This window comes from Flavobacterium sp. GQ95 (assembly GCF_059758655.1).
The window spans coordinates 190,915-210,994 of the sequence record NZ_JCAXEB010000009.1 but is presented as its reverse complement, the minus strand read 5'-3'; the positions used below and the strand labels follow the sequence as shown (position 1 = coordinate 210,994).

The following is a 20,080-nucleotide window of genomic DNA, read 5'->3' as shown; positions in this document are numbered from 1 at the left end:
TGACTTAACTAACCAATAAATATTTATTCTGAAAACTCTAATTTTTGTAATTTGTTCCAACCACCACGAGTGAAATCCGGAATTTCTACAGGAACAGAGCCTTTGTCAAGCGAAATTTCGGTTAATGGCCCTAAACAAGACCATTCCGCTAAATCGTAAACATCCATATCTAACGGAAGTCCTTTTTGAAGGCAATGAATTAATCGATAATCCATTACGAAATCCATTCCGCCGTGACCTCCGACTTTTTTGGCTTGTTCTTCGATATTTTTTACCATCGGGTGTTTGTATTTTTCCATTAAAGCTTTTTTTACTTCTTCAGGAACAAAGGAATGTGCGCTTAATTTTTCGTGATTTGGTTTTACGTCATCACTTAACTCTTTTCCGTCCAATGCATAACCTTCTAATGGGTATTTGTTTGCAAAACCTTTTGTTCCACTCAATTGATACATTCTGCTATAAGGACGCGGAGAAGTTACATCATGCTGAATTTGAATTGTTTTTCCATTTTCAGTACGAATCATAGTCATAGTGTGATCTCCATTTCTGAAATTTTTAATTTCCTTACCTGATTTTTCTTTGATATAAGCGGGATTTCCCACCGCTTTTGTATCCATAGAAACAAGGAAATTCATTTTGTCACCACGATGAATGTTCAATGCCTGACACGCTGGCCCCATACCATGTGTCGCATAAACATCACCGCGGTGTTTAATATTGTAATCCATTCTCCAGTTGTTCCAGTATTCTCCCCAGAAAGGCTGTAAACCGTGAATGTATGACCCTTCAGCATGAAGAATTTCTCCAAATAAACCTTGTTGTGCCATATTTAAAGTTGTTAACTCAAAGAAGTCGTAAACACAATTTTCAAGCTGCATACAGTGTTTTCTGGTTTTTTCAGAAGTATCAATTAAGTCCCAAATTTCTTTCATAGTCAAAGCACCAGGAACTTCAATAGCCACATGTTTTCCATCTTTCATAGCCTGAACGCCTATTTGTGCATGATGTAGCCAATCTGTAGCAACGTATACTAAATCAACATTTGGAAGTGCTGTAACTTTTCTCCAGGCATTTTCATCCCCAAAAAATTCCTGAGCTTTTGGAAGTCCGGCTTTGGTTAAAATTTCATTTGCCGATTGTGTATTTTTTTCTAACATATCGCAAAGTGCCACGATTTCTACTCCCGGAATATGTGTCATTCTTTCTACAGCTCCCGGTCCACGCATACCAAGCCCGATGAAAGCTACACGAACTGTTGGAAGTGGTGCTGTCGCCAAACGCAAAACATCTTGTTGACCTTTTGGACGAGCAGGCGTTTTGGTTTTAATCATTTGTGCCGATGCTATTGTCCATCCGAACAAAAGAAAAAGAACTATTGTGGATTTAAAAAAAGTAGTTTTCATAAGTGATTTAATTTTGTTTGAAATGATAATAACTTAATATTATCTGCTAGTATTGTTTTTTATGTTGTTTTGCTTTTGAATGGTTAATTTTTAAGGTAAATTATCAAAATTTATTTCTGGTTTTTTATTGTTTAAAGGTCTTGTAAATGTTGTTTTTGGAATAGTATAATTGTTGAAAAATCCACCGTCTTTTAAATAGAAAGAATCTTTTTCAAGTCCGCCGGCAAAATCCATTCTGTATTCTTTTGCACCTGTATTGTCTGTTGTGAAACGTGCAGTATTAATCTCTGACCAATTTCCGTTTTCATCACAAATCCATTGATTATTGAATAAAACACGACGCGATAAATCGCCTTGTTCCGGAATGAAATTTTCTAAAAAGGAATGAAATCTTTTTAAATACGTACTTGTTTGAGGACGACTGAAACTTGCAATTAAAAGCCATTTATTCAACTCCGGTGCATAAAAATAGGCAGTGTACGTAGTAGCATTATTTCCTTCCGGGATTCCTCTCAAAAGAAATTTATAAGTTGTTCCCGCTTTCCAATTGTATTTCAAATAACTTTGACCACCTGAACCTTCATCTCCGAATTCTCCGGTATGAACATTTTCCCCTTTTTTCAGCATTTTAATTTTATGCGAATCCGGAATACTCTTGGGATCATCTGTTGAAAAGGGGCTCCAAACGGAGAATAAAACTCTTCTTTCGGTTGCTGAATTGACCTGAATTCCAAAGTAACCTTCACCGAAACCATTGGCCATAAAATAGGAACCAATTTTATCTTCGTTTTTAGGAACTGTCACTTCATTATAATACCATTCGGCATTTGTACTTTCAGGAACCTGATAGTTTAAATGTACTGATGGACCGCGACGTCCCCAATAATAAAAATTTCCTTCATCATTTGGTACATACGATATCTTTCCATCGTAATCTGTACTTGAAATAGTAAGGCGATTAATAGACGGAAAACGATCTCCGGATTTACTAATTCCTTTTATTTTAATTGCCACATAACCTTCCTGATCGATTTTCCAGTTTCCAACGATTATTGCTTTTTTTGAAGTTGTGAATTTTACTTTTTTTGATTCTTTGTTTATTGAAAATTCAAGCTCTGATTTGCCAAAAACTTCAACAGATTCTTCAACCGTAATTTGAAAAGTTCCAGCTTTTGAAACTCTAAAATAAGCTGTGAAATATTCGCTGGAATCTGTCCAGTTTTCAATTCCATTATCTGTAATGGTATTGCTTCCGTCAATATGTTTGGAGCTAAAAGCATTTCCTGCCAAAGGAAGTGAAATTTCCATTTTTGGATTTTCGATAGTAGGATTTTTAAATGACAAATTTGCACTATCCGCCCAGGAAAATGATACTAATGTTAAAGCAAGAAAGAAGTAAAATAAATTTTTCATTTGATGGATAATGAGTTTGTTTTGAAGGACCTCTCTAATGAACCAAATTAGAGAGGCTTCAAAAACAAACAATTCTAAATAATTAAAATTTTTGAATTGAAATTCACCTACATACTAATTACTAATTTTTAGAATATAAGATTCGATTGCTTAAAAAGTAAGTTGTTTTTATTTACTTAACTTTTTAATTAATGCTGTGACATGTTTTTTCGTGTCTTCATCCAATGATGATAATGCTTTTTCTCCTTCCGCCAGAGCAAATTTTGTCAAACCAATTATACCTCCTGCAATTACATTATACGATTGATTTTTTACGCTTTCCTCCATTAATGCTTTATAAGAGGCATCACCAGTTGAAGCTAATTTTATAAGGGCAGTTGCTCTGGAAATCGTTTTTTTATCATTTTTAGCAATATCAAGCAACGTTTTAATTGCTTCTTCTTTGATTTGGCTATCTCCCAAATCAATTGCTTTGATGCTAAGCACTCGCAAATCATCTTGTTGATCTTTTAATCCGGCTAAAAGAATAAGCTGAGCTTCATGACTTTTATCTTTTGTAGCAAATTTTATCGCTTCGATTCGGTTATAATAAGTTGGAGCATTTTTGTATTGGTATAGATAATCCGCTATTTTTTTGTTGTCTATAACTTGTCCCACTAAGATTTTATCAGGATCAAGATCTACGAAACTAGGTTGAGATGGAATATCAAAACTGAAATTCTGTTCTCTTTGATCAATTAAAATTTCTTTTCTGATTTTTGTTCCGTTCACATAATAATCTACTTTTAAAGGAAGACTAAATGTTTGTACTGTACTTTCCTGAACTTGTTTTACAGCAATTGTAGCTTTTCCATTGGCATACCCGTATTCAATATTTAAGATTGGATTTCCACTCTGATAATACCATTGGTTAAAATAAGGACTCCAGTCTTTTCCGGTAACTTCTTCCATCGCCAGACGCAATTGGTGTGTTTCTCCAGATTTATAGGCATTTTCACTCAAATACAAATTTAACGACTTGAAGAAAGCTTCGTCGCCCATTTGATTTTTGATTGCATATAAAATGATAGAACCTTTTGAGTAACTGATATTATCAAATAAATCGTCTCTGTTTTTGTAGTGAAAACGAGCTAAAATTGGGCTGTCACCATTTTTCTGAGAATGGAAATAATTTTGCAACTTCTCATAGCGCGATCTGTCTTCAGCATCTTGTCCAGCGTCGTGTCCGTGCCAAAGCACTTCTCCAAAAGTGGCAAAAGATTCGTTCATGGTTAAATTTGACCAGGATTCGGCAGTCACTAAATCTCCAAACCACTGGTGGAAAAGCTCGTGAGCAATAGTACTTTCCTGATTATCGTCTAATAATTCTCTTTCTGTTTTTTGGACATATTCTCCATGAACGGTGGCAGACGTATTTTCCATTGCACCTCCAAAATAATCTTTACAAACAATTTGAGAATACTTTGGCCAAGGATATTCAACTCCCAGCATTTTGCTGTAAAAGTTCATCATATCTGGCGTTTTCCAGAAAATCTGTTTGGCATAAGGTGCATATTTAGGCTCTAAATAATAGCTTACTTCTTTACCGTTATAAGAATCTTTATACACTTTAAAATCTCCAACTGCCATCATAAACAAGTAGGGCGCATTTGGCTGATCCATTTTCCATGTATCTGTTCTCGTTCCGTTTTTATTGTCTTTTTGAGATGTTAATTTTCCATTAGAAAGTGTTGTATACTTTGAATCTACCGTCATTGCGATTTCAGAAGTTGTTTTCTGATTTGGTTTGTCAATAGTAGGAAACCATGCTGATGATGCTTCTGTTTCTCCTTGTGTCCAAATTTGTACCGGTTTGTCTTCTTTTCCGTCAGGATTTATAAAATACAATCCTTTTGAATCGGTCATAGATTCACCGCCTTTTGTTTTAAGCTCATTCGGCCTTGCTATGTAATCAATGTAAACAACATATTTTTCAGTGCTTTTATATTTTCTGTTTAAGGTGATAAAAACCTGCTCACTGTCCTGCGTATATTTTAATGGAATAGTTTTTTTGCCGTCAATGATCGCAATTTCTTTGAATTCCATCCCTTTCGCATCTAAGGTAAGCTGATCTGTTTCGTAGAAATGAGGTTTTAAAGTAATCCACGTTTTTCCGTTTAAATGACGTTTTCCATAATCAAATGAAACGTCTAGTTTGGTATGAACCAAATCATGAACTTTTAAAGCAGTAACTCTGTAAGCCGTTAATTCATCTTTGTTTTGATCCGTATTTTGTGCTTCCATTTTTTGCCCCATTATAGCGATGAGACTAAAAACCGTATATTTTAAAAAAGCTTTTTTCATTTTATAATTTTATAAAGTTTGTTTTTTGATGATGATTGAATGTTTTCAGATTAAAGTTTTTCGATAATTCTAACTTCGCCATCTTTTTCATCCTCAGTTAAAATAGTAGATTGTTTTTTCGTATACATTTCCAAACTCCATTGAACAATTTTATTTGTTGGATATAATTCTGCCTGATGTTTAAGCCATTCTTCTGCTTCTTTTGGTGAAGAAGTTTTTTCAATCGCCCAAGCCGAAACCAATTGATTTGCCGGTAAGAAATTCATAACCGTATTATCGATTTTTGGGTTAAAAGTGACGATTTTTTGTAATGATTTTTTAGCCGTTTCAGTATCACCAAGGCTGGTGTAACATTGATAATCTAACCAGTTTTCTAATCTTTCGTCGATATTTTCATCGTATGGTTTTCCAACACCTAAATTTTCCGGCCATAATTTTGCTTCGCTAATAAATTGCAGTGCTTTTTTATACTGTTTATTGTTCATTTGTGCCAAAGCCTGCATCAGTTTAGCTTCGTGATACAATTGTCTTCCACTTGTTGCTCCCTCAAAAGGAAGAATTTTCAGTTTGGTTAAAAAGGCATCTGCTTCTGCATATTTTTTATTCAGTAAAAGCGTTTTACCGTATAACATTCCCACCACATAATTTTCAGTATTACGTTTGTAAAAGGGTTCTATAATCGCTATTGCTTTATCATTTTGTTTTTGGATGATATAGTGTTCAGCCAATAACTTTGGATATCTCCAGCTTTGAGGGTCTAATTTGATTGCCTGCTGAAGACTCGTTACAACCAATTGAGAATCATCTTTGAACAATGAAGCCTTAGAAGCATAAAAAGCCGGATCATTTGGTTTTGTGCCACATTGAGAGAACAAATCTTTAGCTCTGGAAATGTTATTACGATTCCACTCAATCAAAGCCAAATGATATTTCAATTGCCATTGATCATTCGTCTTAATCAGTTTCTCCAAAATTTTGGCAGTTTCTCCGCGGAAAGGAAAACTAATTCCGGGTTGAATTTTACCTAAATCAACTGCTTTGTTTTCTAAAAATGATTTCCAATATATTATTTCAGCACTTGGAGCCGCCACCGTAAAAACTTTTGCAGCTTCTTCCGTGCGGCCCAGATGCTGGTACCAAATACCTAATTCAAGATAAGTCTGCTCTGGCATTTCATTTTGAATTAATGAAGTGAAATCTGATTTTGAAGCATTTGAATTGTTCCAAAGGAATTTTTCAAAACCAATAAAATGATTTAAAGGATCAACTTCATTAATTTTATCTAAGATAGAATGTGCTTTTTCAGATTTATTTTGGAGACGATAGATCACCGCTAGCAATTGTAAACCTTCCAAATTATTCTGATTGTTTAACAAGCTTTTCTCAGCATATTCAATTGCTTTTGCCTGATCGTTTTCTGCAAAATAAATTTTACTCAAGGCAGTGTAAGCAGGGCTGCGATATTCAACACTTGCAGCAGCAATATCGAAACCGTCTTTTGCATCTGTTGTATTTCCTAAATGAAGATTTGTAAGACCGTAATAATAGTTAGCTGCAGGATTATAAGTATCGATTGCTAATGCTTTGCTCGCCGTAGCAACAGCTTCTTTGTATTCTAATTTTCTGATTTGCAAACCGGCTAAGTCAGAAAGGGCAGGAGCGTAGTTCGGATCTTTTTTAAGACAGTCCCTTAAGAATTCTTCTGCTTTTATATAATCTTTAAAACTGATGAAATTTTTTCCCTGTAGATATAAACCGTAAACCGAATTATTATCAAAATCTTTCGGAACTTCTAAAGGTCGTGCCAGATTTCCATCTTCAGGAGCAGAATTCCAAACCAGTTTATTATCGCCCAAAACGAGTTTCAATTTGTTTGGATCAACAGCAACCTGAATCGAATCTTTGAATAACAGCAACGTATTTAAAGCAATATCTTTAGAATACACTTTTTTGCCATTATCAAAAACTTCCAATTTTTCATTTAGTTTTTGAAGTGGAGAAATGTAGATTTTAAGCCAGCCATTTTCATTTTTAATATTAACAGCACCATAATTATTTGCTTTTACAAAACCTTTAGTTTGTTTTACCGGAAACCAATATTCTGTCCAGGCGTCTGTTTGGTAAGGTGCAAAAGAACGTTGTTTAAAAGGCGTTAAATTACTACTGTCACTTGCCTGATTAAACAATCTTCCACTTTGTACTTCAACATATTGTCCATCTGTATCGGTCAATAATTTTTCCCAAATCATACCTTGCTGAGACAATCCCCAAATCCATATTTTTTTACCGGGTTTATTATCGTGATTGCCATATCGTCCCATTCCGAAATCTTCGTCATGGTAATATCCTCCGAAGAAATCATTGTATTTACCAAAAACATGGTACGACTTATAACCGCCAAAATCATTGTTTTTGTAAAAGGATAAATCTTTGCCGTTTGCTTTATCAATAGGCCATGCATTATGTTCTCCATTATGACCAATATAACTTTGTCCCGGATAGATAAATTGTAAGCTTTGTGATGCCTTAATTCCTGTATTCATCCAGGTATAATAAGGCTGTTCAAATTCAGTTGAGTTAAACCAGAAGGAATTCGTCGTAAAATAGGCTTTGTCTTTTGGTAAATTGATATCCAATTTCCATGAAGTACGTGTCAGTAAATCTAAAACACCAATTACGCAGCTGATACTTCCATCTTCTCGTGTTATGATTTTATAATCTACCGGAGTAGCGCAATTTGGGGTGTGACCAATAATTCCGTAATTCCCTTCAACACCACCGCTTGTCCACGGACCGCGCATGGCAATATCTCTAAATTTGATTACGTGATTATTGTAAATAAAATCTTTTCCTGTTGATTTCTCTACAGCCGACCAGACTTTTCCACCAATTTCTGGCAGAATCATTAATTTGATATAATCGTTTTCGATCTCAATTACTTTCCATTCTTTTTGAACCGGTTTATCTGTAAAACCATCAAAACGGAAATAAGGATACACTTTTGTATCTGGTTTTGGAATTAGATCCGGATCTGAAAACGGATAGGTCGTAAAGACTTTTTTATATTCCTTATAGGTTGGTTTATTTTGTGCGGTGACAAAGAGGCTTCCAAAGAGTAAAATCGATAAAAAAGGTTTAAGTTTCATATGGAAAGCTATTTAGTGTGGTTTTAGATTTAATGAAGTCCCAGCGGGACGTTATATTTATAGAAATTTATTGTTTGTTTCAAATGAACCCCATCGGGGTGGCATTTATTATATGACGCTCCGCTGGAGCTTTTACCAAACGTATAATTTGGCTATAAATATGACGCTCCGCTGGAGCTTTAAACTTATTTAACAATCAACAACCATCCTTTTCCTTTGCTTACAGGCAATTCATCTTTTGCTGTAAAAGTTTGAGCAGGTTGGAAATTCGCAACTTCTGGAGCCGTTATTGTAGCTTTTGAAGGATCGATTCCTAGTTTTTTCCAATCGATACTTAATTTTACTTTTACATCAGAATCAGCCCAGCTTGCAATTGAAATTAAGGTTGAACCGTTTTTTTTGTAAATCGTTGCCAACACTTTTTCGTTATTTGTTTTTACCGGACAGTTTTCACTCCAGTATCCAATCATTTCAGAACCTTTGATTCCGAATGTATCCCATAATTTCCAGATTGCTCTTGGATCAGCATTATGGCTCCAAGGCATTCTGTTTGTCATTCCGTAAACCATTCCTCTCCATGGATTTCCTCCATCTTGCAACATTTCGCCCATTAATCCGAAAGGAATTCCGCTTACTTCGGTTAAGAAAAAGTCAGGTTGATTTTTTTCGTAATCAAAATATTCTCCAAACCATAATTTATTGATGTATGGAAAGTGTTCCATGTATAAGTTCGCACTGTTGTTAAATCCGTCACTTTTATTGTACTGATTCGCACTGTGTAAATCGATAATTCCAGGGTGTCCGTCTTTAGTCAAAACTCTTTTGATACGTTTCATCGTGATTCTGTCAAAAGCAACATCATCAAGATAAATACCATCAATACCAACATTTTGCGTTAACCAATTCATTCCTTCAACATAATAATTGTGCCAACGGTTCATACCGCTGTTTACGATGGCAGCATCTTTAATTTCAGGAACAAACCAAGCCGCAATATAATCGTCGCCAACGTGTTCTTGCAACCATGAGAATCCACCGCCTTTTCCTGGAGAGTAGATTTCGTGGCCTAAACTTCTTAGAGCAAATGTCTCATAAGCTTTGTTTGAAACTTCTCTAACGGTATTGTAAATTTTTACTTTTAATCCTTTTTCGTGCGCTTCATCGATATAACTTTTCATCTTTTTAAATTCAATAAAAGGATAATTGATATACGGATTGATTGCATTTGCGTGGTGAATATTAATTACCGTAGCACCAGTTTTAGCAATGGTATCGATTGGACTGTATTTGTGATAGAATTTAGTATTCCATTGAAAGTCTGTGTTTAATGCGTGGAAAGGTGTAATTAGTAAATTGAAGTTATAATATAAAACATCTCCTTTTTTAACGGTACGCGCTCCACTATAAGCATTTACCAAAACTGATTTTTGGTTTGGCGCTATCGATATTCCTCCTTTGTTATCATTGCCCCATGAAGTTGGCAATAATAATGGTTTTTGCAGGTAGAAATTAGTATTTAACGGACGGCTGTATTTTTCATCTCTCAAAGAAAATTGCAATCCGGAATTTACATTTCCGATCCAGGCTCCGTCTTGACTTTTATGAGCGACATCCCATTTCCAGTCAAAAGTTTCAGGACGATTTCCACCTTTTTGACCTAATCCCATCATGTATTTTGCTGATGAAGACTGCATTGGTAAATGAATATTGATATCATTAAAAGAAGCATCTTCAAGTGCCGTAATTTTAACAGTATAATGTACAAAACCATCAAATTCAATAGATGCATTTACATCCATTTGAAGCGATTTCGAAGTCGAAACACTTTCCCATGCTACAGTTCCGGCTTCTTTTTTAAGGAATTTAACTCCAGTGTTTTTCCATTGTAATGATTCTTTTCCCGCACCATCTACAAAGTGAAAGGCAATTGGAGCGCTCAAAATATCATTCGCTTTTGTACCGATAACAGTCATTTCAGGTGTGAAAAAAGTCTGAATTTGAGCAGGGAAACCATCAGTTCCTAAAATTAATTTTCTTCCTAATAAAGAAATTTCAGAATCTTTAATTGTTAATGGAGTATAAGGGGCGATAACAGTATTTTCCTGAGCTAAAGTTGAGTTTAACCATTTCAAACGCGTCATTTTTTCAGGACTGTCGATTCCGCCATTTTTAGTTACTTCATTCGTTACTTTTATTTGAAGTGTGATTTCTTTTGATTTTCCGTCAGCAATAACAGTAGCTTTTCCTGTGTAAGTTCCTGCTGCAGCAGTTTCCGGTACATCAACACCGCACCACATAGCCTGAACTTTTCCTTTTGAAACAGTGACAGTGGCAGTAAAAATAGAGGCGTCATAACGAATTCCATCTGTATTGATACAGTTAATATTTTTTGCTGAAATTACAGCACCACTTTCATTTTTTAAATCTGAAAACTGAACTTTTACATTGCTTAAATTTTCTAAAGCATAAATTCCTAATTGAAAAGCTAAATATTCACCTTTCATTGCTGTATCAGTAAAACTGTTTTGAACTCCTTTTTGAATCCATCTTTGAGGTAAATCATTTTTCATTCGGATAGAATACAATCTGTCTTCCGGGAAAACTAAAAAGGAATTACCACTATTTTTAGCAATGATGTCTTTGGTTTCTGCTGCAGTGGCAATAACTTCCATTGGGTAAAAACTATTGAAAGCATTTACACTCTGAATTTCTGTAACCGTACAATTGTCTTTTAAATTCGTTTTGATTTTAGATAACCATGCTGCATCAGCTTTGCTTTCCGGTTTTGCATAAACTCCTTTCGGATAATTAGCGTCTCCTTCATCAATATAAGGCATGTAATAAACGTAATACTTTCCTTTTCCTGAAATAGGCTCAAAGAAAATAGTACCGTTTTCTCTATTTATATTTTCTGTTTTTGTGTTTAGAATTTCTTTTCCATTCGCATCCTGAACAATAATTCTTTTAAGTTCCGGGTTTTCATCTCTTCTGCGCCATTCAATAGTGGTTTTGGCAACATTATCTTTTCCGGTAAATTCAACAACAACGCGATGGTTTCCTAGCAAATTAGGATTCCAGCTGTCATTTCCATCCGAATATTTTATTTGTTGTGCAGCCAGTGGAATACTGAAAATGCAAAGGCACATAATCAATACTTTACTTAAAAGAGGTCTGTTTTTTAGGTTTAGTTTCATTTTTTTGATGTTCAGGTTAAAAGGGTATGCGTAATTAAAAAGTTAGTAAACTGCTTTCCATCCATTTTTTTTCCAGTAAGCAATAATGGGTTTGTAAGGCCCGTATTTGTGTTGTTCTTCGGTAAAATTGTCCTGAAAAGGACTATGTGAGTAATCAATGGGTTTGCCCATTTTGTTTGGATAATCAAATGTTTTTGGATTTGGTCTTGGATGTATCGCGTCATCATTTACGAAGGCAGCAATATCCAATGCTTGTTGGTCTGTCAGATACGGTTTTCCAATTGTAACCTTATCATAAGGCATATTGCTTTTTAACCATTGTGCCTGTTTGATAACGCGGTGCATGCTTGAACCGGGTTGGTATCCATATTCGCCCCAAAGCGGTGGATAGGTATAACCAGATTTGTCAGCATTGTAAACTCCCTCGCCATTATTTCCGTGGCAACGGGCACAATTTTCAACAAAAAGTGCTTTTCCTCTCTCCGGACTTGCAGCTACATCCGGGAATTCAATTTCTAAGTTTTTAGCTCCTTTGAAATCTCCGTCTTTAGGAACAAATTTACTAATCCATTTAAAGTAAGATAAAAAGGCCACCATTTCATCGCTGTCAAGCGGAAGCGGTTTTCCAGAGTGCGGACGCATAATGCAATTGTTTACACGTTCAGCAAGTGTAAGTACTTTATTTTCACGTCCACGGTATTGTGGATAATTGTCATGTGAAGACATTAAATTGAAAGCATGAGGTTTTGTACCGGCATCCTGATGACAATTGGTACAATTCATTTTATTGCCTAAATATTTTCCTTTAACACCATTTGGACCAATATAATAGGCCGTTTTCAGCATTAATTCTCTTCCATAACGAACCGATTCTCCGAACTGATCGTCCGGAATTTTAGATGTATCAATCGTAATATAAGTCTCGTCTTCAGTAGTTTTTTCTGCTAAAGTTTGAGAATTTGAAGTATTGCAAGAATTGAAAACAACAATTGGCAATGCCGAAAAGATACCAATAAGAATTATTTTTTTCATGTCTAAAAATTTTAATCAATTATTTAATTCAGAAGAAATGGTTTCATATTTTCTTCCGGAATAAACTGTGTACGATAAGGAGGTATTTCAGACTCTAGAGCCCAAAGTAAAACTCCTTTTTTATTCGTTAAAACCGTTATGTGTCTTTTTGAACAGCAAACTAAAATAGCGTCCTTATCAATCATATAAGCGCTTCCCATTCTGTCATTGTAAATATCTCTTGGCAAATTGATATGGAAATCCAGTTTTACCGTTTTGCCTTTTTCATCAACTTTCAAAGCAAAAACGGATGATTGTTTTTTATCCACTCCATTATCAAAGAACATTAAACTTCCATCTGTGTTAATGTGTGCGGCATGTGCCTGAGAGAAATTAGTATCTGCAGCCATTTTTATATTGCCATCTTTTCCTAATTTCCAGATCACCTTCCCGGTTTTTGAATCTACTTTCCAAATCTGACCGTTGTTATAAAATGAAATTAGAAAGTTTCCGTCTTTATCATAATTCAGGCTGTTTGCGTGCGTCCAGTCTTTTTTTGTTTTAAGTAACTCTTTATCTTTCATCGGATCTAAATCATCAAAAACACTCCACTTCCAAACTTGTTTTCCTTTTTTGTCCATGATCAAGATTCCGTCTCCGTTTATGGTGTCGTTCTTTTTTCCTCCAATGGAAGTTAAATCCATTATTTTTTGATCCACTGTTATAGTAACAATTTCGTTAGCCGACTTTTTTAGAATTTCATGGTGAATAGTCTGTTTGAAATCGCCTTGTCCTTTTTTGATATGTGTTAAAGTGTCGCCTTGCACGTTAATTTCCAGAATTTCACTTCCGTAACTTGTTGGTTCATCATTTGTGCCTAGTATTGAAAGAATGGTTTGGTCTTTTGTAAAATGAGCTACTTTAAATCCGGTTCCTTCAACAGTATGATACCACCTTAAGTTGCCTTGGTAATCAACAATATAAGCTACTCCAGGTGTTTCTCTTTTTGCTAAAAGCATGAAACCTTTTTTGAAATTTGCTGGCAAAAGTTCCGGTTTTGGGCAATTTGCTTTGAATTGCTTTTGCAGCCATTCCGGTAAACTTCTGGACTTAAAATTATAGATTTTACTACTGTCTTTTTGCTGTCCCTGAATGGTAACCAATTGAAAATTATAATTGGTTTCAGGAATAATATTGCAAAGCACTAAAGAGTGGGAGAGACCTGTTTTTGAAATTGGAGAACTTATTTTGCTTTTTATTCCTTTTTTTTCAGACCAATATTCGGCATATACCTGAGCATCGACACTCGTAGTAACATCGATTTGAATCTTCAATTCGTTGTTACTATGTGTCCCAATATTGATATTAGTGATACGCGCCTGATTTTTAGAACAACTTGCCAATGCAAGTAATGCCAAAATAAAACTCCCTTTTACTATTATTTTTTTGATCATCTGAAACTCTTTTTATGAAACAGCAAAGTACTTGTTTTGTTTAAAAATCAGGAATAGACAGACTATTTAACGTCTATTCCTGATTAAAACTTTTTGTTATTGTCTGTCAGCGTTGCTTAATTTTGGATTAAGATCAACCTGACTTTGTGGATAAGTGTAATATTTGTTTTGAGGCATTTTAATTAATGCAGCTTCACCAACTCTAAGGTGATAAGCATTTACCAAAACATCATATTTGTTCATTCTGATCAAATCTGCACGACGTTTTCCTTCGTAGAAAAGCTCCCATCCTCTTTCTTGTAAAATAGCATCTCTTAAAGTAGCCTGAGTGTAATTAGCTAAGACTAATAATTTAGCATGTGATCTTCCTTTAACCTGATTAATAAGATTTATTGCTTCAGTAGTTGGGCCACTGATTTCGTTTAAGGCTTCAGCTCTGCTTAACAATACATCAGCATACCGAAGAATGTTTACACTATGACCATCATAATAGGTTGTAGTTTCGTCATCAGCATATTTTCTTGTCGATACATCTTGCATGTAAAATTCGCCTGCTGGCGGCTCGGCACCCAATGAAGGTGCTTGTTTGTGTACTAAACCATCAATACCTTCGTATTCAGGGAAGAAACACTGTTTTCTCTCGTCTTCATTCCCAAAAGTATTGTAGAAATCCCAGTTTACAGTATAATATTGCCATCTGTTTTGAACAACCGGGTGATCAACTGGTCCAAAATGGTTTAACAACTCTGTTCCGTTTGTATTGGCATCACTTAATGAAGAAAAAATATTTTCACTACACCATTTGTTACTTTCTTTAAACAATCCTAAGTAAGAAGGATAAAGGCTATATTCGTTTAGGTTCATAACTTGTTGGGTAAGCGCAACCACTTTTTGCCAATCGTGACTACGTAAATATAATTTCGCCATTAAAGTAAGTGCAGCACCTTTTGTGGCGCGTCCTACATCATTAGTACCATAAATGGCATTATTTTTATAATTAACAGGTAATACATCAGCAGCTTCAGTCAATTCTTTAACCAGAAAAGCATCAATTTCTTCTACAGATGAAGGCGGAGTCTGATCCAAATAACCCGGGTTTCCTAAGTTAGCTTCTGTAATTAAAACTACTGGCCCCCATGAATCTGTTAAATCCATATAAGCAGATGCTCTTAAAAATTTGGCTTCAGCGATAAATTGTGCTTTCTCAGCAGCTGTAATTCCAGCCATTGGTGCGATATTGAAAATAGCACTGTTAGCGTTAGCAATCAACTTATACATTGCAAGCCAATCTTCTTTTAGTAATCCATTGCTGGCGTTCCAGGTTCCTAATGACAATTGTCCAGGATCTCCACCAAATTGGCAATGTCCTAAATCTGTTGCAATATCAGTCAAGGCAAAATGTCGCGTTGCCCAATAAGAGAAGTTATCGGTTACCGAAGGTCCTTTTAACCTGCCATAAATAGAATTGACAGCCGCTATAGCATCGGACTTTGTTTGATACCCATTGGTATTGGTCAAACTACTATATACCGTAGGATCAAGATCCTGGTTGCACGAAAATTGTGCTCCCGCGGTAAGTAAAAGTAATAATATTGTATATTTTTTCATTTTAATAAATTTAATGTTACTAAAAAAGCTTTTTAGACTTAGTGAATTGCGACTTTGATTCCCAGGATAAATGTTCTTGAAGCCGGGAATGAGTTGAAATCAATTCCTCCTCCTAAATTGTTATTTGAGTGTCCATTTATTTCAGGGTCATTTCCAGAATAATCTGTGATAGTCAATAAATTCTGTCCTATAGCATACAACCTGATACTATCTATAAATTTGGCTTGTTTTAAAACACTTTCCGGAATAGAATATCCGATAGAAACATTTTTCAAACGCAAATATGATGCTTCTTCAACAAATTTTGAATTCACATAACTTCCGTATGTACTTTTGTAATAACCGTCTCTTGGTATATCTGTATTTTCATTTGTACCAGCAACCCAACGATTTAAAGCATCTGTACTTGTAGATGATTCTCCAACCATTGCTGTCATATTATAAACTGAATAATCAAAAGCTCCCTGGAAAAAGATGTTCATATCAAAATTTCCATATTTAAAATCATTATTAAATCCAGCAATATAATGTGGTATCGAGTTTCCTAAATAAGTTCTGTCATCAGCAGTGATTTTGCCATCTCCGTTAACATCCTCATATTTTGGATCTCCTGCCACAGATAAAGGTTGAGCAGCATAAGTTTCTCCTGTTTTTATAACTCCGGCATATTTATATCCAAAAAGAACCCCCATTTCTTTTCCTGGTTCTAATCTAGTGAATTCCTGTCCGGAAACAGTTCCACTTGGGTTCGAAGTATTGGTACTAATAATTTTTACATTGTCAGAAAGAGAAACTATTTCTTGTTTGTTATAAGCAACGTTTAACGAAGTTGTCCAGGTGAATTTATCGTTTCTGTAATTGGTACTGCTAATTCCTAGTTCAATTCCCTGGTTTTTAATTACTCCAGAATTAACTCTTTGAGTTGTAAAGCCCCACCATCCTCCAACAGGAACATTTAAAAGTGCGTCTGTAGTTCTTTTTTCGTAAACATCAATTGTAGCAGAAAGTCTGTCATTAAAGAATCCCATGTCTAAACCAATGTCAGTTTGAGCAGTTTGTTCCCATTTTAAGTTAGGATTTGCTAAGTTAGCCGGCTCAGTACCAGGTACAAAACTATCAGGGGCAAGTGAAACACCCCACGAAGTCAATCGGTTCATGTAAGCATAATCTCCAATACCATCTGCACCTGTAATACCGTAACTTGCTCTTAATTTAAGTTCAGAAAAAGTATTTGAATTTTGCATAAACTGTTCATTAGATATTTTCCAGGCAACGGCTCCTGAAGGGAAAATTCCATATCTGTTGTTTGGTCCAAAACGAGATGAACCGTCTCTTCTTAAAGTAAAAGAAGCTAAATATTTGTCGTTGTATGCATAATTTAACCTTCCAAAATAAGAAGTCAATTTAGTTTCTGTTTTCTCTGTTTCTGGTTTTAAATTAATTGCTGCGCCCTGAAGATTGTAATAAGTCAGCAAATCATTAGAGAATCCTGTACCTGCAGCTTTTAATCTTTCATAAGTATCTTTTTGATTTGAAGTACCAATCATTGCTGTTATAGCATGTTCATTGATATTAAATTTATAAGTTAAATATTGTTCTGTACTCCATCTAAAGTAAGTTTTGTTTTCTTCAGATCCTGAACCTTTTAATGCAGCTCCAGCTACCAATGTACTAGGTGTATATTTGCCCTGAATATTTTCCTGCCACTCTGCACCTGCACCAAAATGATAAGTAAGACCTTTAATAATTTCATAATCAAGAAACATATTTCCGTTTACCAATCTATTGATTGTGTGATCAGTTGGCTCTAATAAAAGTGCCAGAGCATTGTCTTTTCCTTGATACTTATAGTAAGATCCATCTGCATTATAAATTGGGATAGTAGGAGGAGCAGTCTGAACAGAGAACATTGGCGATAAAATGTTGTCACCAAAATCACTATTATTTCCCTCGCTCGAAGCACCATAAAAATTAGTGCCCATATTTAATTTTTCATTAAATCTTTTCTCACCGCCCATTCTTACACTATATCTTTCAAAATCAGTGTTTTCAATAGCTCCGGTTTGTTTGATGTAGTTTCCGGAAAGAAAAAATTTAGATGTTTTATCGCTTCCGCTAAAAGTAAGCGTCCTGTTCAAAACTTCTCCCGGGCGCGTTGCTGCATCAAACCAGTTGGTATTGGCAATTGGGAAACTTGAAGGAAAAACCGGTGGTCTTCCATTTTCTTTTGCAATTGCATTCTGAATATTAGCATATTGTTGTCCGTTTAGCAAAGAGGGTTCTTTGATGATGTTTTGAAAACCATCAGAAATCTCTGCTTCAACCTGCATTTTTCCTAATTTTCCTTTTTTGGTTGTAATTAAAATTACTCCATTTGCTCCTCTGGCACCATAAATAGCGGTAGAAGACGCATCTTTTAATACCTGAATATTTTCGATGTCGTTTGGGCTAATAGAAGCACCTGTACTTGTAATGAAACCATCAACGACATACAAAGGTGCATTAGAGTTGTTGATTGAGTTTCCTCCTCTAATTACAATTGACGGACTGGTTCCCGGAGCATAGCTATTTTGTTGTACCTGAACCCCTGAAGCGCGTCCCTGTAAAGCTTGTCCAACGTTAGAAACAGTTCCGCCTAAGTTTAAATTGTCTTTTCCAATCGAACTCACAGAACCGGTAAGGTCTTTTTTCTTTGCTTTTCCGTATCCAACAACTACTTCGTCTAGTTTTTGTCCAACTTCTTTCATGACAATTTTAAGCGGAGCGCCTGATATTGTAACTTCCTGATCTTCCATACCAATATAAGTCACAATAAGTTTGGTAGCATTATCTGGTACCGTAATCGCAAAACTTCCATCAACATCAGTTTGAACACCTTTACCAGAGCCTTTCACTGTTACGTTTACACCAGGTAACGGAAGTCCGTTTTGATCTGTTACTGTACCTTTTACAGTTTTCTCAAAAAACAATGCAGTATTGTTTTTGTCTGATGTACTTATTGTTGAAGCCGCCGAAGCTTGAAATGTAAAAACTAATAACGAAAGAACGGTTAGTTTGATTTCTTTTCCGGATAAATTGTTAATCCGAAAATCTCTTGGCTTTTTTTGGGTTAATAATTTCATACTTAAAATTGGTTTTGGTTAATGTTTAATTGTTTTTTCTTGATTGTAAGTTTTAGATTTCTTTTTTGACTAGTGAATTCATTTTTGTTTTTCTATTTGACTTCTGTTTTGAACTTTTTATTTTTAAAAAATTCATTTCTTTTTTTAATCTAAAAGCCGGTTATTTTATCCGTTTTTATTGTTTTTTGAAGCATAAAAATCACCTGAAATTTTACTGAATTAACTTAGTTTTAAGATTAATGTCTGACGAAACTATAGATTATATTTTTATAAAACAAGAAAAAACACAAAAAATGTGCTCGAACACACAAAATTTATGTTCTCGAGCACATAAAATTATGCGAAACGTTTTTTTTGACTTAAATTGATGTGATTTTTACAATTATTTTTGGAATTAAGCGGACTTCTTTATTTGGGCTTATTTAATGAGAAATTGCTGTTTAAATGAATAATAAATGATGTTTTTGTAAAATCTTATGAATTTCGCAATGAGCACATTAAATAGATACTAATTAAACAGGATTTTCTTATTGTTTTATTTGGTAAGAAAATAGCTTTTCAATGATTTTATTTTAATTAAGTAAAGGAGAATTTGTTCTTAATTTTTGAACTATATTAGTCATGATGAAAATGACCTATTTTCAATTCGAATTTGAGGACATTTTCAGCTTTCAAAAAATAGAAAATGACAAAATTTAAAAACCAAAATTGTGAAAGAATACCAAGTTGTTTTAATAGATAAAAATCAAAAAAAAGAGGGTGAAATTTTAGATGCTTCTTTTTGGAAAAAAGCAAATTGTTTAACTGATTTTTCTTCTCCGTGGAAAAATGATCCGATTTCAAAAATTGAATTTCGGGCACTTCATGATTCAGAAAATTTCTATTTTAATTTTCGGGTTTTTGATACGGATATTTATATAGATCAAAAAGATAATAGTGTGGATAGTATAGGAAATTCAGATCGGGTAGAATTGTTTTTTAGAGCAAACGATTCTCTAAATCCATATTATTGTCTTGAAATGGATACTGCAGCCAGAATAATGGATTTTGAGGCGAAGCCAAATAAGGATTTTGATTTTAACTGGAAATGGCCCAAAACAGACTTAGAAATAAAATCTTCAAAAGAGGAGAATTCTTTTACTGTTGAAGGAAGAATCAGCATTGCTTCTTTAAAAGAATTGAATTTAATTCAAAACAACACTATTGAAACTGGGGTATTCAGAGCTAAATTTTCTTTAACCGAAAATCTGCAATACGATGCAACCTGGATTTCATGGGTAAATCCAAATACGTCAGAGCCAAATTTTCATATTGCTTCTTCCTTTGGGAAATTTATTTTGATGAAATGATTTGCCACAAAGGTGCTAAGTCGCAAAGAAATATAAA

General features: G+C 34.6%; 10 protein-coding genes. 1 reads left to right on the top strand and 9 read right to left on the bottom strand.

Translation table 11 applies throughout. The features are described 5' to 3' along the window. Window positions 1-23: 23 nt before the first annotated feature. The 9 genes from AC6CH4_RS17915 to AC6CH4_RS17875 all read right to left on the bottom strand — a co-directional run bounded on the left by AC6CH4_RS17915 (window position 24) and on the right by AC6CH4_RS17875 (window position 18,694). Window positions 24-1,403, bottom strand: coding sequence for a Gfo/Idh/MocA family protein (locus AC6CH4_RS17915; protein ID WP_498105352.1), 1,380 nt, complete (start codon window positions 1,401-1,403; stop codon window positions 24-26). A gap of 90 nt (window positions 1,404-1,493) precedes the next feature. Continuing rightward, window positions 1,494-2,816, bottom strand: a complete 1,323-nt coding sequence (locus tag AC6CH4_RS17910; RefSeq protein ID WP_498105350.1) for a DUF3472 domain-containing protein — start codon at window positions 2,814-2,816, stop codon at window positions 1,494-1,496. A 168-nt stretch (window positions 2,817-2,984) separates the two neighbouring features. Next, window positions 2,985-5,159, bottom strand: coding sequence for a M1 family metallopeptidase (locus AC6CH4_RS17905; protein ID WP_498105348.1), 2,175 nt, complete (start codon window positions 5,157-5,159; stop codon window positions 2,985-2,987). A 50-nt stretch (window positions 5,160-5,209) separates the two neighbouring features. Then, entirely contained in the window at window positions 5,210-8,305 is a 3,096-nt protein-coding gene (locus AC6CH4_RS17900; protein ID WP_498105346.1) for a DUF5107 domain-containing protein, read from the bottom strand. A 185-nt stretch (window positions 8,306-8,490) separates the two neighbouring features. Next, window positions 8,491-11,499 carry a glycoside hydrolase domain-containing protein gene (locus AC6CH4_RS17895; RefSeq protein ID WP_498105344.1) on the bottom strand — a complete coding sequence of 1,003 codons (3,009 nt, stop codon included), beginning with the start codon at window positions 11,497-11,499 and terminating at the stop codon, window positions 8,491-8,493. Window positions 11,500-11,541: 42 nt separating this feature from the next. Continuing rightward, window positions 11,542-12,531 (bottom strand): c-type cytochrome, encoded by a 990-nt coding sequence (locus AC6CH4_RS17890; RefSeq protein ID WP_498105342.1) that lies wholly within the window; start codon window positions 12,529-12,531, stop codon window positions 11,542-11,544. A gap of 23 nt (window positions 12,532-12,554) precedes the next feature. Next, window positions 12,555-13,964, bottom strand: coding sequence for an aryl-sulfate sulfotransferase (locus tag AC6CH4_RS17885; protein ID WP_498105340.1), 1,410 nt, complete (start codon window positions 13,962-13,964; stop codon window positions 12,555-12,557). Window positions 13,965-14,060: 96 nt separating this feature from the next. Then, a complete protein-coding gene (locus tag AC6CH4_RS17880; protein WP_498105338.1) occupies window positions 14,061-15,572 on the bottom strand; it encodes a RagB/SusD family nutrient uptake outer membrane protein in 1,512 nt (503 codons plus the stop codon). A gap of 38 nt (window positions 15,573-15,610) precedes the next feature. Further along, a complete protein-coding gene (locus AC6CH4_RS17875; protein WP_498105336.1) occupies window positions 15,611-18,694 on the bottom strand; it encodes a SusC/RagA family TonB-linked outer membrane protein in 3,084 nt (1,027 codons plus the stop codon). Between the two features lie 710 nt (window positions 18,695-19,404). On the opposite strand from AC6CH4_RS17875, the gene AC6CH4_RS17870 reads away from it, so the two are divergent. Then, entirely contained in the window at window positions 19,405-20,043 is a 639-nt protein-coding gene (locus AC6CH4_RS17870; RefSeq protein WP_498105334.1) for a sugar-binding protein, read from the top strand. Window positions 20,044-20,080: the final 37 nt, after the last annotated feature.

Excerpts from the sequence above, each read along its gene's own strand:
- AC6CH4_RS17895 (WP_498105344.1), bottom strand. The coding sequence starts at position 11,499 with ATGAAACTAAACCTAAAAAACAGACCTCTTTTAAGTAAAGTATTGATT.
- AC6CH4_RS17915 (WP_498105352.1), bottom strand. The coding sequence starts at position 1,403 with ATGAAAACTACTTTTTTTAAATCCACAATAGTTCTTTTTCTTTTGTTC.
- AC6CH4_RS17875 (WP_498105336.1), bottom strand. The coding sequence starts at position 18,694 with ATGAAATTATTAACCCAAAAAAAGCCAAGAGATTTTCGGATTAACAAT.
- AC6CH4_RS17890 (WP_498105342.1), bottom strand. The coding sequence starts at position 12,531 with ATGAAAAAAATAATTCTTATTGGTATCTTTTCGGCATTGCCAATTGTT.
- AC6CH4_RS17885 (WP_498105340.1), bottom strand. The coding sequence starts at position 13,964 with ATGATCAAAAAAATAATAGTAAAAGGGAGTTTTATTTTGGCATTACTT.
- AC6CH4_RS17900 (WP_498105346.1), bottom strand. The coding sequence starts at position 8,305 with ATGAAACTTAAACCTTTTTTATCGATTTTACTCTTTGGAAGCCTCTTT.
- AC6CH4_RS17910 (WP_498105350.1), bottom strand. The coding sequence starts at position 2,816 with ATGAAAAATTTATTTTACTTCTTTCTTGCTTTAACATTAGTATCATTT.
- AC6CH4_RS17880 (WP_498105338.1), bottom strand. The coding sequence starts at position 15,572 with ATGAAAAAATATACAATATTATTACTTTTACTTACCGCGGGAGCACAA.
- AC6CH4_RS17905 (WP_498105348.1), bottom strand. The coding sequence starts at position 5,159 with ATGAAAAAAGCTTTTTTAAAATATACGGTTTTTAGTCTCATCGCTATA.